This window comes from Streptomyces sp. NBC_00237, from assembly GCF_026342435.1.
Taxonomy (GTDB): Bacteria; Actinomycetota; Actinomycetes; order Streptomycetales; family Streptomycetaceae; genus Streptomyces.
In genome coordinates, this window is record NZ_JAPEMT010000001.1 from 312,564 (window position 1) to 329,263 (window position 16,700).

A 16,700-nucleotide genomic window follows, 5' to 3' on the forward strand; every position below is an offset into this window, starting at 1 on the left:
CTCCCCGGCGACACGCCACGCCGGGCACCGGGCGACCCGTTCAGGCACATCCCCCATCGCGTCACCAGCGCCGCCGAGCCAGCAGGGAGCGACACCGACCGTGGACACATCCGTCGAGCAGATCGTCGAGGCGCTGCGCGAGTCATTGCTCGAGAACGAGCGGCTGCGCCAGCAGAACGCCCAGATCACCGAGGCGGCCCAGGAACCCGTCGCGATCGTCGCGATGAGCTGCCGCTACCCCGGCGGCGTCAACACGCCCGAGCAGCTGTGGAAGCTCGTCGACTCCGGCACCGACGCCGTGGGCGACTTCCCCGCCGACCGGGGCTGGGACGTCGAGAACATCTACGACCCCGACCCCGACGCCCCCGGCAGGACCCACGTCCGCGAGGGCGGATTCCTCCACGACGCGCCGCAGTTCGACCCCGGGTTCTTCGGGATCAGCCCGCGCGAGGCCATCGCCATGGACCCGCAGCAGCGGCTGCTCCTGGAGACCTCCTGGGAGGCGTTCGAACGCGCGGGCATCGACCCGCACACCCTGCGCGGCAGCCGCACCGGCATCTACGCGGGCGTGATGTACCACGACTACGGCAGCTGGCTCAGCGAAGTGCCGGAGGGCGTCGAGGGCTACCTCGGCAACGGCAACCTGGGCAGCGTCGCCTCCGGACGCGTCTCCTACACCCTCGGCCTGGAAGGGCCCGCGGTCACCGTCGACACCGCCTGTTCGTCGTCGCTGGTCGCCCTCCACCTCGCCGTGCAGGCGCTGCGCACCGGCGAATGCACCCTCGCCCTCGCGGGCGGCGTGACGGTGATGTCCACCCCGGACACCTTCATCGACTTCTCCCGCCAGCGGGGCCTCGCGCTCGACGGCCGCTGCAAGTCCTTCGCCGAGGGCGCGGACGGCACCGGCTGGGGCGAGGGCGTCGGCCTGCTGCTCCTCGAACGGCTCAGCGACGCCCGCCGCAACGGCCGCCGCGTTCTCGGCGTCGTCCGGGGTACGGCCGTCAACCAGGACGGTGCCTCCAACGGGCTGACCGCCCCCAACGGGCCGTCCCAGCAGCGCGTCATCCGTGCCGCCCTCGCCGACGCCCGCCTGGAACCCCGCCAGGTGCACGCCGTCGAGGCGCACGGCACCGGCACCCCGCTCGGCGACCCCATCGAGGCCCAGGCCCTGCTCGCCACCTACGGCCAGGACCGCGACGAGCCGCTCTGGCTCGGCTCCGTGAAGTCCAACATCGGGCACACCCAGGCCGCCGCAGGAGTCGCCGGCGTCATCAAGATGGTCATGGCCGCGCGGCACGGCCGCCTGCCCAAGACCCTGCACGCGGATCGGGCCACCTCCCAGGTCGACTGGGAGGCCGGTGCCGTCGAGCTGCTCAGCGAGGCCCGTGACTGGCCCGCGACCGGCGAGCCCCGCCGCGCCGCCGTGTCCTCCTTCGGCATCAGCGGCACCAACGCCCACGTCATCGTCGAGGCCGCACCCGAACCGGAGCCCCGGGACGAGGAACCCGCCTGGACCGGCCCGCTCCCGCTGGTGCTGTCCGGGCAGAACGAACCCGGCCTCGCCGCCCAGGCCCGCGTCCTCCTCGACCACCTCACCCACCTCGCCGACGGCCCCGACGGCCCCGTGCCCGTCCCCGACGTCGCCCACACGCTCGCCGTCGGACGCGCCGCACTCAACGAGCGGGCCGTCGTCACCGGTGCCGATCTGCCCGCCCTCACCACAGGGCTGAGCGCCCTCGCCGCAGGCGACAACGCGCCGAACCTGGTGCGCGGCCGTCCGGCGACGGAGTCCCGGATCGCCTTCGTCTTCCCCGGCCAGGGCTCCCAGTGGGCCGGCATGGCCGCCGATCTGCTCGACACCTCACCGGTGTTCGCCGCCACCATGGCCGACTGCGCCGCAGCCCTCGCCCCCGTCACCGACTGGGACCTGATCGCGACCGTACGGGCGCGAGAGGCGATCGAGCGGGTGGACGTCGTCCAGCCGGTCCTGTGGGCGGTCATGGTGTCCCTCGCCGAGGTGTGGCGCGCGCACGGTGTGCGGCCCGCCGCCGTCATCGGCCACTCCCAGGGCGAGATAGCCGCCGCCTGCGTGGCCGGCGCGCTCTCCCTGGCCGACGGCGCCCGGGTCGTCGCCCTGCGCAGCCAGGCGATCTCCCGGGAGCTCTCCGGCCGGGGCGGCATGATGTCCGTCGCCCTGCCCGAGGCCCGCGCACGGGAACTCCTCGCCTCCTACGACGGACGGGTCTCGGTGGCCGCGGTCAACGGCGCCTCCTCGGTCGTGCTGTCCGGCGACGCCGACGCCCTCGACGAACTCCGCGAGACCATCGTGGCCGGCGGCGACCGCGCCAAGCGGCTTCCGGTGGACTACGCCTCCCACTCCGCGCACGTCGAGTCCATCCGCGAACAGCTCCTCGCCGACCTCTCCGGCGTCAGGGGCCGTCCGGCCGAGGTGCCGTTCTACTCGACGGTGACGGGCGCCCGGCTCGACACCACCGCGATGGACGCCGCGTACTGGTTCACCAACCTGCGCCAGAGCGTCCTCTTCGAGCCGACCACCCGCACCCTGCTCGACGCCGGATACGGGGTGTTCGTGGAGTGCAGCCCCCACCCGGTGCTGCTCCACAGCATCGAGGAGACCGCCCACGCGGCGGGAACCCCCATCACCGGACTCGGCTCCCTGCACCGCGACAACGGCGGCCCCGAGCGCGTCCTGGCCGCCCTCGGCGAGGCGTTCGTGTCCGGTGTGCCGGTCGACTGGTCGGCCGTCTTCGGCGAGCTGCGGGTCCGCCCCGCCGACCTGCCCACCTACGCCTTCCAGCGCGAGCGGTACTGGCTCGGCCGGTCCGCGTCCGCGGGCGACGTCACCGCAGCGGGCCTCCAGACCACCGGGCACCCCCTCCTGGGCGCCGCCGTCCCGGTCGCCGAGGGCGGCACCGTCTTCACCGGGCGCCTCTCCACCGCGACGGCCCCCTGGCTCGCCGACCACGCCGTGTCCGGCACCACCCTGCTGCCCGGCACCGCCCTCGTCGAGCTGGCACTCGGCGCGGGACACGAACTCGACTGCGCCCACCTCGCCGATCTCACCCTCCAGGCACCGCTGGTGCTGCCCGGCCGGGGAGCCGTCCAGGTCCAGCTGCACGTGGCCGCAGCCGACGACACCGGCCACCGCGCGCTGACCGTGCACTCACGGCCCGAGAGCTCCGAGAGCTCCGAGGCCACCGGCACCTCTTCCTGGACCCGGCACGCCACCGGCCTCCTCGCCCCGCAGACCGCCGCACCCGACTTCGACCTGACGGCCTGGCCGCCCCCGGGCGCCGAACCGCTGCCCGTCGACGACGCCTACGAGCAACTGGCCGCCCTCGGCTACGACTACGGGCCCGCGTTCCAGGGCCTGCACGCGGCCTGGCGGCGCGGCGACGAGACCTTCGCCGAGGTCGAACTGCCCGTGGAGGCCCAGTCGTTCGCCCTGCACCCGGCCCTGTTCGACGCAGCCCTGCACGCCGACGGGCTGCACGCCGACGGGCTGGGCGCCGACGGCCAGGAAGGCGCCCGGCTGCCCTTCGCGTGGACCGGCGTGTCGCTGTACGCGGCCGGGGCCACCGCCCTGCGCGTCCGCCTGCACGGCGGCGACACGCTCTCCCTCCAGCTGGCCGACCCGACGGGCGCCCCGGTCGCCGAGGTCGAGGCCCTGGTCTCCCGGCCCGTCGACCCGGCCGCCCTCACGTCGAGCGCCCGCACCGACGACCTCTACCGCCTGGACTGGCCGGCACTGCCCGTGCCCGGGGCCACCGCACCCGCGTACGCGGTCCTGGACGACCAGGGCCTCGCCGCCCTCGACACCCTGCCCGCGTGGGTCGTACTGCCCGTCGGACACGACGACCAGGACACCGACCCGAGGCGTGCGACCGAGCAGGCCCTGACCGCCGTACAGAACTGGCTGTCCGACGAACGAACCTCCCGGTCACGGCTGTTGGTCCTGACGCGGGGCGCGGTCGCCGTGGGCGACGAGGACGTCACCGACCTGGCGGGCGCCGCCGTGTGGGGCCTCGTGAGGGCCGCGCAGGGCGAGGAGCCCGGCCGGTTCGTACTGGTGGACTCCGCCGACGGCGACCCGGCCGCCGCGGTGACCGCCGCCGAGGCGAGCGACGAACCCCAACTCGCCCTGCGCGACGGATCCGTGCACACGCCCCGGCTCGCCCGCACCACCCCGCAGGGGCAGGCGCCGTCGTTCGACCCGGACGGCACCGTGCTGATCACCGGCGGCACCGGAGTGCTCGGCGCCCTGGTCGCCCGCCACCTGGTCACCGAGCACGGGGTGCGCCGCCTGGTCCTCGCCGGGCGCAGCGGCACCGCCACCGACGACTTCACCGGAGTCGACGCCGAGATCGTCGTGGCCCGCTGCGACGCGGGCGACCGCGAGCAACTGGCCGCCCTCGTCGCCGGGATACCGGCCGACCGTCCGCTGACCGCCGTCGTCCACCTCGCCGGCGTACTCGACGACGGACTCGTCACCGACCAGACGCCCGAGCGGCTGGACGCCGTACTGCGTCCCAAGGCCGACGCGGCCCGGCATCTGCACGAGCTGACGCGCGACCTCGACCTCGCCGCGTTCGTCCTGTTCTCCTCCGCCGCCGGCACGGTCGACGGCGCGGGACAGTCCGGCTACGCCGCAGCCAACGCCTACCTCGACGCGCTCGCCGCCCACCGCAGGCACCACGGGCTGCCCGCGCACTCCCTGGCCTGGGGCTTCTGGGAGCAGCGCACCGGGCTCACCGCCCACCTCACCGACGCCGACGTGGACCGCATGGCCCGCGCGGGCGTCCGCCCCCTGTCCACCGACGAGGGCCTGGGCCTGCTCGACGCGGCCCTCGCCTCCGCCGAGCCGCTGCTGATCCCCGTCGGCCTGGACCTGGCCGCGCTGCGCCGCGCCGGTGACGTCCCGGCCGTACTGCGCGGACTCGTCCCGGCGCGCGCCCGCCGCACCGCGGCCTCCCGCGCGGGCTCCGGGTCCTTCGCCGACCGGCTGGCCGCCCTCGGCCCCGCCGAACGCGAGGCGGCGCTCGTGGAGCTGGTCCGCACCCACGCCGCCGCGGTCCTGGGCCATGGCAACGACATGGCGCTCGACCAGCGGCGTTCCTTCCGCGAGCTGGGCTTCGACTCGCTCACCGCGGTCGAACTGCGCAACCGGCTCGGCAACGCGGTCGACCTGCGGCTGCCCGCCACGCTCGTCTTCGACTACCCCGACGCGGGCGCGCTGGTGGGCTACCTGAGGACGGAACTCTTCGGCGCGGAAGCCGAGCCCGTCGGCGAAACCGCCCCGCAAGGCGGACCGAAGGAAGCGGACGAGCCGATCGCCATCGTCGCCATGGCCTGCCGTTACCCCGGAGGCGTCAGCACGCCCGAGGACCTCTGGCGGCTGCTGGCCGACGGCGGCGACGGCATCGGCACCTTCCCCGCCGACCGGGGCTGGCCCCTGGAGGGCCTCTACGACCCGGAGCCCGGCAAGGCCGGCCACTGCAGCACCCGAGGGGGCGGATTCCTCTACGACGCCGCCGACTTCGACCCCGACTTCTTCGGCATCGGCCCCCGCGAGGCCCTGGCCATGGACCCGCAGCAGCGGCTGCTCCTGGAGACGGCCTGGGAGGCGCTGGAGCGCGGCGGCATCGACCCGCTCTCCGTACGCGGCAGCCGTACCGGCGTCTTCGCGGGCGTCATGTACCACGACTACGGCAGCCGCCTGAACCACGTCCCGGAGTCCGTGCGCGACTACCTCGGCAACGGCAGCCTCGGCAGCGTCGCCTCCGGCCGGGTCGCCTACGCCCTCGGTCTGGAGGGCCCGACCCTCACCGTCGACACGGCCTGCTCGTCGTCCCTGGTGGCCCTGCACCTGGCAGCGCAGGCGCTGCGGCAGGGCGAATGCGGCATGGCGCTCGCCGGTGGTGTGTCGGTGATGTCGACCGTCGACACGTTCGTCGACTTCAGCAGGCAGCGCAATCTCTCCGCCGACGGCCGGGCCAAGTCCTTCGCCGACGCGGCGGACGGCACGGCCCTGTCCGAGGGCGTCGGCATGCTCGTCCTGGAGCGGCTGTCGGACGCGCGGCGCAACGGGCACCCGGTGCTCGCGGTGGTGCGGGGTTCGGCGGTGAACCAGGACGGCGCGTCCAACGGTCTGACCGCGCCGAACGGCCCGTCCCAGCAGCGGGTCATCCGGCAGGCCCTGTCGGCGGCGCGGCTGTCGGCCACGGACGTGGACGTGGTCGAGGCGCACGGCACGGGCACGACGCTGGGCGACCCGATCGAGGCGCAGGCGCTGCTGGCCACGTACGGCCAGGACCGTGAACTGCCCCTGTGGCTGGGGTCGGTGAAGTCGAACCTGGGCCACACCCAGGCGGCCGCGGGTGTCGCGGGCGTCATCAAGATGGTGATGGCGCTGCGGCACGGGGTCCTGCCGAGGACGCTGCACGTCGACGAGCCGTCGACGAAGGTCGACTGGGACGCGGGCAACGTACGCCTGCTGACCGAGGAGCAGCCCTGGGCGGCGGGCGACCGTCCGCGCCGGGCCGGTGTCTCCTCCTTCGGCATCAGCGGCACCAACGTGCACACCATCATCGAAGAGGCACCGCTCGCGGAAGCCGCCCCGGACCGGGAACCGGCGGCCGCCCCGCTGCTGCCCCTGGTGATCTCCGGCGCCACCGCCGAGGCGCTGGCGGGCCAGGCCGCACGGCTGCTCGCGGTCGCCGACCGGCCGCTGGGGGACCTCGCGCGTTCCCTCGCCACGGGCCGCGCCGCCCTCACCCACCGAGGCGCGGTCGTGGCCCGGGACCGGGACGAACTCGTCGCAGGACTCACCGCGCTGACCGACGGCACCGCCGCCGACACCGTGGTCCGCGGCCGTCCCGCCGGAGGCAAGGCCGCCTTCCTCTTCACCGGGCAGGGCGCCCAGCGCACCGACATGGGCTGCGGCCTCCACGCCGCCCACCCCGTGTTCCGCGACGCGCTCGACACGGTCTGCCGGGCGCTGGACGCCCATCTCGACCGCCCCCTCAAGGAGGTGATGTGGGCCGGGCCCGGCACCGAGGACGCCGACCTCCTCGACCACACCCTGTACACGCAGAGCGCGCTGTTCGCCGTGGAGACGGCCCTGTTCCGGCTGCTGGAGTCCCAGGGGGTCCGCCCGGACTGGCTGGCCGGCCACTCGATCGGTGAACTCACCGCCGCGTACGTCGCCGGGGTATGGGACCTGGACGACGCCGCCCGGCTGGTCACCGCGCGCGGCAGGCTCATGCAGGCGCTGCCCGCAGGCGGCGCGATGCTCGCCGTCGACGCCACCGAGGAAGAGGTACGCCCCCACCTCGGCCCCGACGTGTCGATCGCCGCGGTCAACGGCCCCCGCGCCGTCGTGGTCTCCGGCACCGAGGCCGCGGTGAGTGCCGTGGCCGAGGTCTTCGCGGGACGCCGCACCAAGCGGCTGCGGGTCAGCCACGCCTTCCACTCCCCGCTGATGGACCCGATGCTCGCGGAGTTCGAGAAGGTGGCCCGTGAGCTGCGGTACGCGCCGCCCACGATCCCCGTCGTCTCCAACGTGACCGGAGAGCGCGCCACCGAGGACGAACTGTGCGCGCCCGAATACTGGGTCCGGCACGTCCGCGAGACCGTCCGCTTCGGCGACGGCGTCCGCACCCTGGAGGCCGACGGCGTCCGCACCTTCCTCGAACTCGGCCCCGACGCCGTCCTGTCGGCCATGGGCGCCCACGCCGTCACCGACCCCGAGGGTGCGGCGTTCGCCCCGGCGCTGCGCCGGGACCGGGACGAGGAGCAGACGTTCGCGACCCTGCTCGGCACCGCCCACGTCCGAGGACTGAACGTCGACTGGGAGCGGGTGTTCGCCCCGACCGGCGCGCGACGCACCGACCTGCCGACCTACGCCTTCCAGCGGCAACGCCTGTGGCTGGACGACGGGACGGGCGCGGCCACCGACGCGGGCGGCCTCGGCCAGGCACCGACCGGGCACCCGATGCTCGGCGCGGCCCTCGACCTCGCCGACGACGACCGGGTGACCCTCACCGGCCGCCTCTCCCTGACCACCCACCCGTGGCTCGCGGACCACGCCGTCGCGGACGTCGTTCTCGTCCCCGGCAGCGCCTTCGTCGAACTGGCGGTCCAGGCCGGCGACCGCGTCGACTGCGGACAGATCGAGGAACTCACCCTGGAACGCCCCCTGGTGCTGCCCGGGCACGGCGCCGTGCACCTCCAGGTGTCCGCCGCCGCCCCCGACGCCGACGGCCGCCGACAGCTGACCGTGCACGCCCGCCCGGAGGGCGCCGACGGCGACTGGACCCGGCACGCCACCGGCGTCCTCGCCCCCGCCACCACCTTGGAACCGGCCGCGCTGGACGCCTGGCCGCCCACCGGAGCCGAACCGCTCGACGTCAGCGGCACCTACGACCACCTCGCCGAACAGGGCTACCACTACGGCCCGTCGTTCCGCTGCCTGAGCGCCGCGTGGCGGCTCAGCGAGGAGGTCTGGGCCGAACTCGCTCTGCCCGACACCGAAGCGGCCGACGGCTTCGGCATCCACCCGGCGCTGCTCGACTCCACCCTCCACGCCATCGACCTGCTCGACGGCCAGGACCCCAGCGTGATGACCCTGCCCTTCTCCTGGGAGGGCGTCACCCTGTACGCGACCGGCGCCACGGCGGTACGACTGCGGCTCACCCCGCACGGCACCGACCACATGACCCTGCGCCTCTACGACGGCACCGGGGCACCCGTGGCCGAGGTGACGGCCCTGCGGACCCGCCGGGTGACCGCCGAGCAGTTGGGCGCGGCCCGGCCCGCGCCCGGCGACCTGTTCCGCGTGCGCTGGACCCCCCTGCCGGTCACCGCCGACGGCTCCGCGCCCGCACCCCGCACCGTGACCGTGACCGCGAGCGACCCGGGAGCCGAACTGCCCGCCCTGGCCCGCGACACGGCCGCCCAGGCCCTCACCGCGCTGCGGCAGCACCTCTCAGACACACCAGACACGCCGGACACACCCGACGGCACGCCGCTCGTGGTCCTGACCCGCTCCGCCGTCGCCGTGCACGCCGACGGCTCCCCCGACCCCGCACAGGCCGTGATCTGGGGCCTGGTGCGCTCGGCCGCCGTCGAACACCCCGGCCGGTTCGTGCTCGCCGACACCGACGGCGACCCCGCGTCGGACGCCGCCCTGGCAGCCGCCGTGGCGACCGGCGCACCCGAACTCGCCCTGCGGGCAGGCACCGTGTACGTACCGGAACTGGCAAGGACCGACGACACCGAGCGGCACCCCGGGCTCGACCCGCAGGGCACGGTGCTCGTCACCGGCGGCACCGGCAGCCTCGGCCGGCTCCTGGCACGGCACCTGGTCGTCCGGCACGGCGCACGCCATGTGCTGCTGGCCGGGCGGACCGGGCGGCTCCCCGAGGACGACACCCTCGACGACCTGAGGGCCCTGGGCGCGACGGTGACCATCGCCGCCTGCGACGCCACCGACAGGGCCGCGCTCGAAAAACTGCTCGCGTCCGTACCTGCCGGGCACCCGCTGACCGCCGTGGTGCACGCGGCGGGCGTCCTGGACGACGGGCTGCTCACCGACCTCACCCTGCCGAGGCTGGACGCGGTCATGCGGCCCAAGACGGACGCCGCCTGGAACCTCCACGAACTGACCCGCGGCCTCGGCCTGACCGCGTTCGTCCTGTTCTCCTCCGCGGCCGGCTCCCTGGGCGCGGCGGGCCAGGCCAACTACGCGGCAGGAAACGCCTTCCTGGACGCCCTCGCCGCGCGACGCCTGTCCGAAGGACTGCCCGCGCTGTCGCTCGGCTGGGGACTGTGGGACACCGGCGAGGGCATGGCGGCCGGACTCGGCGAGACCGAGCTGCGCCGCCTGGCGCGCGACGGCATCCTGCCGCTCCCCGCCGACCGGGCGCTCGACCTGTTCGACCGCGCGCTGACCACCGCCGACAGCTCACTGCTGCTGCCGATCCGGGTCCAGGTCACCGACGACGCCCCCGCCCTGATACGCGGTCTCGCCCCGACGGCCGCGCGCCGTACGGCGAAGGCGGCGACGGCCACGGCGGTCACCACCGACGACCTGCCGCAGCGGCTGGCCCGGTCGACCGGCGCCGACGCCCTCCAGCTGCTGGTGGACACGGTGTGCGGCTGTGTCGCCGAGGTCCTCGGGCACGACTCCTCCAGCGCCGTCGACCCCCAGCGTTCCCTCGGGGACCTGGGCGTCGACTCGCTGGCCGCCCTGGAACTGCGCAACCGGCTGAGTGCCGCCACAGGACTGCGGCTCTCCACCACCCTCACCTTCGACTACCCGACGTCCGACGCCCTCGCCCGGCACCTCTTCGCGGAACTCGGCGGGGACACCACGTCCGCCGCCCCCGACATCGAGGCCGAGGTGATGCGCCTGGAGACGATGCTGGGCGAGGCGCTGGACTCGACCGCGCTGGACGGCGAACAGCGCGCCCGGGTGGCCGTCCGACTGCGCACCCTCAGCGCACGCTGGGACGCCACCGACGGGTGGCGGGAGGAGGACACCGCACAGAGCGGCGGCGGCGAGAAGCTGGAGACGGCCACGGCCGCCGAGCTCTTCGGCATCCTCGACGACGAACTCGGCACCTACAGCTGATCACCCGCCCGGCCGGTCGGACCGGGGCCCGGAGCATCCCGCCGGATGCTCCGGGCAGGGGCGCCCTTCCCGCAGGGCCGCCGCAGCGACCGGACCGATCAGTCGACGGACGAATGAGTGGAGGCCCAGCGGGCCGACAGCTTGGGAATGAGGTCCTCCAGCATCTGAGAAGGCAGCTCGGTACGACTGGCCACGTGCAGCTTGCGATAGACCCGGGTGAGGTGCTGCTCGACCGTACTGACGGTGACATGGAGGCGGGCGCTGATCTCGCGGTTGGTGTACCCGAGCGCGGCGAGACCGGCGACCCGGCACTCCGCGTCACTCAGAATCGCCGGTCCCGCTTTGGACTCGGCACTCTGCGGCGGCACGGGTTCCTCCAGCAGGTGCGCGTCGACCGGCGACTCGACGCGGCAGGCCGCGGCCTCCCGCCCGGCCTGCTGCGCCACCAGCCTGGCCCGGTCGTACTCGCCCAACTCGTAGTGCGCGGCGGACAGATCGGCGTACGCGTGCGCCAGGTCGTACCGGTCGCCGCACGACTTGAGCAGGTCGATCGCCTCGTGCAGGAGCGCGGCGCGGCGGTGCGGCTTGCCGGTCGCCGCCATCAGCCGCAGCGCCATCGCACGGGCCCGGGAGCTGTGGCCGCCGGGCAGCTGCAACTGTTTCTCGGCCCATTCGCGTGCCGTACGGGCCTTGCCGATCCGGAGGTTGGCCAGCGCCAGGTCGGACCGCCAGGGGATGCCCTTCTGCAGACTGGGGTTGCCCTCGCGCAGCAGCCGGCCGCAGGTCTCGAAGTCGTTGAGCGCCGCGAAGGCCCGGTCGGTGGCGATGTAGTGATGACCTCGGGCCCGCAGGTACTGGATGCCGAAGACCGTACGGAACGTCGGCTCGGGCACGTCGTGCTTGAGGAGTTCCTCGGCCTCGGCGTAGTGGCCCATGGCGGTCTGCGCGTAGATCGCGGTCGACAGCGGAAGCCCGATGAGGACGCCCCAGCTCTGGGCGCGCAGCAGGCCGAGAGCGGCCAGCGAGCCCTGCGCTGCGGTCGCCATGTCTCCCTGGAGCAGGGCTATTTCGGCGCGTACGGCACCGAGCACAGCCTGCCAGGTCGTCGCCCGGCGCTCCTTCGCGGACTCCAGGAGCACGTCGCAGGCGTCGGCGGCGATCCCGGAGTGGTCCGCGTGCGCGATCGCCAGGAGCGCCATCGCGACCAGCTCGAGGTTGAGGTGGTCCAGCTGGTGCCCCTGGAGCGTCTGCGCGACGGCCGCCGCCGACTCGTCGGTCGCCTCGCCGCCGATGAGCGCCGCCACCCGGACGGCCAGTCCGGTGCCCGCGTGCACCGGGCGCAGGCGACCGTCGGCGGGCTGGGTGGGAAGCGCGGCACCGTAGAACCACTGCCGTACGAACTCCACCTCGGCGACGATCTGGGCGTCGGCGGGCGACTGCGCGTGGACGAGGCTGGCCACGGTCTGGGCGGCGAGTTCCGTGTCGCCCTGCCACAGCAGGCAGCGCAGGACGGTGGAGGTGTCCCGCATGTTCAGCCGGCCGGCCAGCGCGGGCCCGCGCAGCGGCTCCAGGTGCGGGCTGGCCGCCGCCGGATTGGTGCGCCACTGCGCACGGGCCAGCGCCGCGGACAGCGCGTGGCGTTCGAGCTCGTCGGTGCAGTCCCGCCGGACCAGGTCGAGGTAGGCGGTGCAGCGCTCCACGTCGTCGGCGGCCAGCGACTGCTCCGCCGCCGCTTGGAGGGTGCGCGCGCCCCAGCCGTCGGGGACGAGGTCCGCGGCGTGCAGGTGCCGGGCCACCTCGCCGTCCGGGGCGCCGGACCGGTACAGGACGTGGGCGATCCGGCCGTGCAGTGCGGCACGTTCGGACGGCTCCATGTCCTCGAGGACCGCCGAGGCGGCGGTCGGGTGCCGGAAGGCGGTGCCGTCCAGCAGCCCGGAGGAGTTGAAGACGTCGACGGCGTCCTGGGCACGCGACGGGGTGGTGCCGGTCAGCTCACCGGCGAAGACGGTGCCCGACAGCGGGCCCAGCGCGGCCAGCGCCCGCGCCACCGCGACGTGGCTCGCCTCGCTGCGGTGCAGCAGCGACAGTACGGCCTGACGGTAGGCGGCACCGGCGACGGGCCGGTCGATCTCGGGACCGAAGCGCGTGCTGTCGTCCAGCATCGCGTGCACCAGCAGGGGGCTGCCCGCGGTCGCCCGGTGGTAGTCGGCACTGACGTTCAGCGGCAGGGTCTGCCCGGCCTGGGAGGCGAGCAGCTCGCCGATGTTCTCCACCGTCAGCGGGGCCAGTCGCACCCGTCGATGGGGCTGGCGCAGCAGCTGTGTGTGCGCGGGGGAGCTCACTTCGCCGAAATGGCCGGATGTCGCGCACACGACGAGCACCTGCCGGGAGTGACTGCGGCGCAGCAGATGGACCAGAGTCTCCAAAGAGGCCAGATCCATGGCATGGGCGTCGTCCACGGCGATGACCAGAGAGCGCCCGTCGTCGGAGGCGCACAGCAGTTTCTCGGCCAGTTCGTCGCCTGCCGCTGTGTGACTGTCCAGGTCGCCGTCGCCCAAAATACATATGTTATTGACATGGGAATGCACCGAGGATGCGTCGCGATGTGATATCGCGTACTCCGCCTGGGCGTTACGCAGTAATTGCCGAACGAGGCTCATCGGGAGGTCACGCTCGGTCACGCTGGCCGTGGCGGTGACTATTCGAGTGTCGGCACCGTTCAAGGTGGCGAGGAATTCGTGGACCAGCTGGGTCTTGCCGGACCCTGGCCCACCGGTGACGATGACGAGTCGACCGTGTCCCCCGCGGCTGTCGACGAAGGCCCTGCGGATGGCCTGCAGTTCTCTCGAACGCCCGAATAAGTGCATCTCGAATTCCCCCTTGACCGGGTGGGGTTTGTGTAAGACTGCGCCCCCCCGAAGGCCGATATGGTTATGCAGTCGAACCCAACTCGATCATATGTCGGAAAGTTTTCGAACCACAATGAGGTCTTCTCGACGGCGTGGCGGTTGCAGTCCGTGACAAGCCCCGCCTTCTTGACGGCGGCCGGGGGAAACCCTCTCTTCGGCGCTCTCCGTGCTGGAACGTCGGTCGGCCGACGGAATGCGACGACGTTTCAGGCCGTTCGCCAAGGGCCTCCAGCACGGTCTTCCCGGAGCGGTCACGACGAAGGGCCCCCCGAGGCTGCGCGATCGCAGCTCGGGGGGCCCTTCGTCGTGCCGTGCGTACGGGTGGGGGGTCAGCGGTCCTTGGGGTCCGCTGCCTCCGCCTCGGCCTGCTTGGCCTCGACCTCGGGGTCGAGGACCGCCGTGCCGTTGCTGTCGACCGACGTCAGCGGGGTGCGGTCGTGGACCTCGGTGGCGGCCGGGGGCTCGACCAGCCAGTCCGGGTTGGCCTGCTTGTCCCACCACTTCCAGGCGGCGAACGCGCCGCCCGCCAGCAGCCCGAGCACCGTCAGGCGCTTGGCGAGCCGTCCCGAACGGGCCCGCCGCTCGTGCTTGCGCACCAGCTTCTGGACCTCCTTCGCGGAGACCTGACCGCGCAGTGCGGCCAGCGCGGCCGTGCTGCGGGCCGCCGCTTCCTCACGCACGGGCTGGGCCGCGGCGACGGCCTGCTCGACGCGGGGCGCCGCGTAGTCGGCGGCCTGCCTGGCCGCCTTCCTGGTCCGTACGGCAGCCTTGTGGGCCGCCTCCTCCACCTGGGCGGGCACATGGGTGCGGGCCTGCTCGATACGGGGGGCGAGATGCGTCCCGTACTGGGCGCGGGCCTGCTCGGCCGCCTGGTGGGTGGCGTGCGAAACACGTGGCGCGATCTTGGTCCGGGCTTCGTGCGCGTAGTGCACGGCCGTGTCCTTGGCCGTGCCCGCGTAGGGCGCCACCACTTCGGCGGCGTGTCGCACGCTGTCCTTCGCCGTACTGGTCGCGCTGCGCACGCTGTCCTTACGGGTCACGGAAATCCTCCTCCTCGGTGGCGCTTCGTCGATGCGCCTTTCCACCCAGTTCGAAATCATGCCCGGCACAGGCAATCCCGGCACGTGTGGAAGGGCATCCGGGTCATGAACGGTCATGCAGGGCCATGAACGGAGACCATGGGGCAAATACGGTGCAAGGGGAACTGCGGACGACAATGCCACGCTTCTCGGCCGGGTGCGCCGGTTCCGTACGTACTCGTCCGAAGAAAGCCGGTCAGCCGACGGTCGTGCGGGCCCGGCCCGAGCCCGCACGGGTGGCCGCGTGCGAGGATCGACGCACGCCCGGCTGGAGCAACACAGCGGGCCCGTCAGGACTTCAGCGGAGGATGACCCGTGGCCGAGCAGCTCTACGCCACTCTCAGGACCAGCCGGGGCGACATCGAGATCCGGCTGCTGCCGAACCATGCGCCGAAGACGGTCCGCAACTTCGTCGAGCTCGCTCGCGGCGAACGCGAGTGGACCAACCCCGCGACCGGGGAGAAGACCACCGAGAAGCTGTACGACGGCACGATCTTCCACCGGGTGATCAGCGGTTTCATGATTCAGGGCGGTGATCCGCTGGGGAACGGGATGGGCGGCCCCGGGTACGAGTTCGCCGACGAGTTCCACCCCGAGCTCAGCTTCGACAAGCCGTATCTGCTGGCCATGGCGAACGCCGGTCCCGGCACCAACGGGTCGCAGTTCTTCATCACCGTCGAGCCGACCGTCATGCTCAACCGGAAGCACACCATCTTCGGAGAGGTCGTCGACGCGGCGAGCAAGAAGGTCGTCGACGCGATCGCCCGCGCGGAGCGCAACCCGCGCACCGAGAGGCCCGTGACGGACGTCGTCGTGGAGACGATCGTGGTCGAGAAGCGCTGAGCGCGGACCGAGTTCGTGACAATGGACGGCATGCAGCAGCCGCCGAAGAGCCCGGACCAGCAGCCCGCCGACGACGCGCACGACCCCGTGCCGCACTGCTACCGGCACCCCGACCGGGAGACCGGCATCCGGTGCACCCGGTGTGACAAGCCGATCTGCACGGACTGCATGGTCAGTGCGTCCGTGGGGTTCCAGTGCCCCGACTGTGTGCGCGGCGGCTCGGGGACGGGGCACGCGCCCACCGCGAACCAGCCCCGGAACATCGTCGGCAGCGCGGTGCGGGGCGGTGACCCCCGGCTCGTCACCAAGATCCTCCTCGGGATCAACCTGCTGGTGTTCGCGCTCACCTGGATCCCCGACACCGGCCAGCGGGTCGTCGACGAGCTCCTCCTGGTCGGCGCGTGGCCGCCGCCGCCCTACCTGGTGTCCCACGGGGTGGCGGCCGGGGAGTGGTACCGGCTGTTCACGTCGGTGTTCCTGCACCAGGAGATCTGGCACATCGCCTTCAACATGCTGAGTCTGTGGTGGCTGGGCGGGCCGCTGGAGGCGGCGCTCGGCCGGGCCCGGTTCACCGCCCTGTACCTGGTGTCCGGGCTGGCGGGCAGCGCGCTGACGTACGCGGTCACCGCGCCCGGCAGCGGTTCGCTGGGTGCGTCGGGGGCGATCTTCGGGCTGTTCGGTGCGACCGCGGTGCTGATGAAGCGCATGAAGTACGACATGCGGCCCGTCCTGGCCCTGCTGGTCATCAACCTGATCATCACCTTCGGCGTCCCCGGCATCTCCTGGACCGCCCACATCGGCGGCCTCGTGGCGGGCGTGCTGCTGGCGCTGGGGCTGGTGTACGCGCCGCGCGACAGGCGGGCCCTCGTGCAGGCCGGGACCTTCGGCCTGGTGTTCGTCGCCGTTCTGGTGACCGTGCTGGTCAGAACGGCCACGCTGGTCAGCTGAGCAGCTGTGGGCAACGGACTTTCGACCCGGACCTCCGTACGTTGTCCACAGCACGTGGTCACGGCTGTGCACGCGGTGGGGAAACGCGGGAACAACTGAGCCCCTCGTCGCTGAGCTGGGTTTTCCCGGCCAGGACAAGGGGCGTCAGAGCGGTTCAGGGTGAGGATGCGATCACACTGGCGTCAACAGCGTGGGAGTTATCCACAGATCGTCGTAACTTTTCCTCAGGTGTGGATAACGCTGTGGACAGTTCTGGGGAGTGCTTGT

5 protein-coding genes are annotated in these 16,700 nt (G+C 73.2%); 3 read left to right on the forward strand and 2 right to left on the reverse strand.

The features are described from left to right. The first annotated feature begins 100 nt into the window (after positions 1-100). Positions 101-10,654 (forward strand): type I polyketide synthase, encoded by a 10,554-nt coding sequence (locus OG897_RS01240; RefSeq protein ID WP_266651987.1) that lies wholly within the window; start codon positions 101-103, stop codon positions 10,652-10,654. A gap of 98 nt (positions 10,655-10,752) precedes the next feature. On the opposite strand, the gene OG897_RS01245 is transcribed toward OG897_RS01240, so the two are convergent. Together OG897_RS01245 and OG897_RS01250 are read right to left on the reverse strand one after the other, a co-directional pair. Next, positions 10,753-13,521 carry an AAA family ATPase gene (locus OG897_RS01245; protein WP_266651989.1) on the reverse strand — a complete coding sequence of 923 codons (2,769 nt, stop codon included), beginning with the start codon at positions 13,519-13,521 and terminating at the stop codon, positions 10,753-10,755. A 371-nt stretch (positions 13,522-13,892) separates the two neighbouring features. After that, complete coding sequence (locus OG897_RS01250; protein ID WP_266651991.1) at positions 13,893-14,603, reverse strand: DUF5324 family protein; 711 nt, start codon at positions 14,601-14,603, stop codon at positions 13,893-13,895. Between the two features lie 354 nt (positions 14,604-14,957). Here OG897_RS01250 and OG897_RS01255 point away from each other — a divergent pair, with 354 nt between their 5' ends. Together OG897_RS01255 and OG897_RS01260 are read left to right on the forward strand one after the other, a co-directional pair. Continuing rightward, positions 14,958-15,485 carry a peptidylprolyl isomerase gene (locus OG897_RS01255; protein ID WP_266651993.1) on the forward strand — a complete coding sequence of 176 codons (528 nt, stop codon included), beginning with the start codon at positions 14,958-14,960 and terminating at the stop codon, positions 15,483-15,485. Positions 15,486-15,515: 30 nt separating this feature from the next. After that, positions 15,516-16,433 (forward strand): rhomboid family intramembrane serine protease, encoded by a 918-nt coding sequence (locus tag OG897_RS01260; protein WP_266651995.1) that lies wholly within the window; start codon positions 15,516-15,518, stop codon positions 16,431-16,433. Positions 16,434-16,700 lie beyond the last annotated feature (267 nt).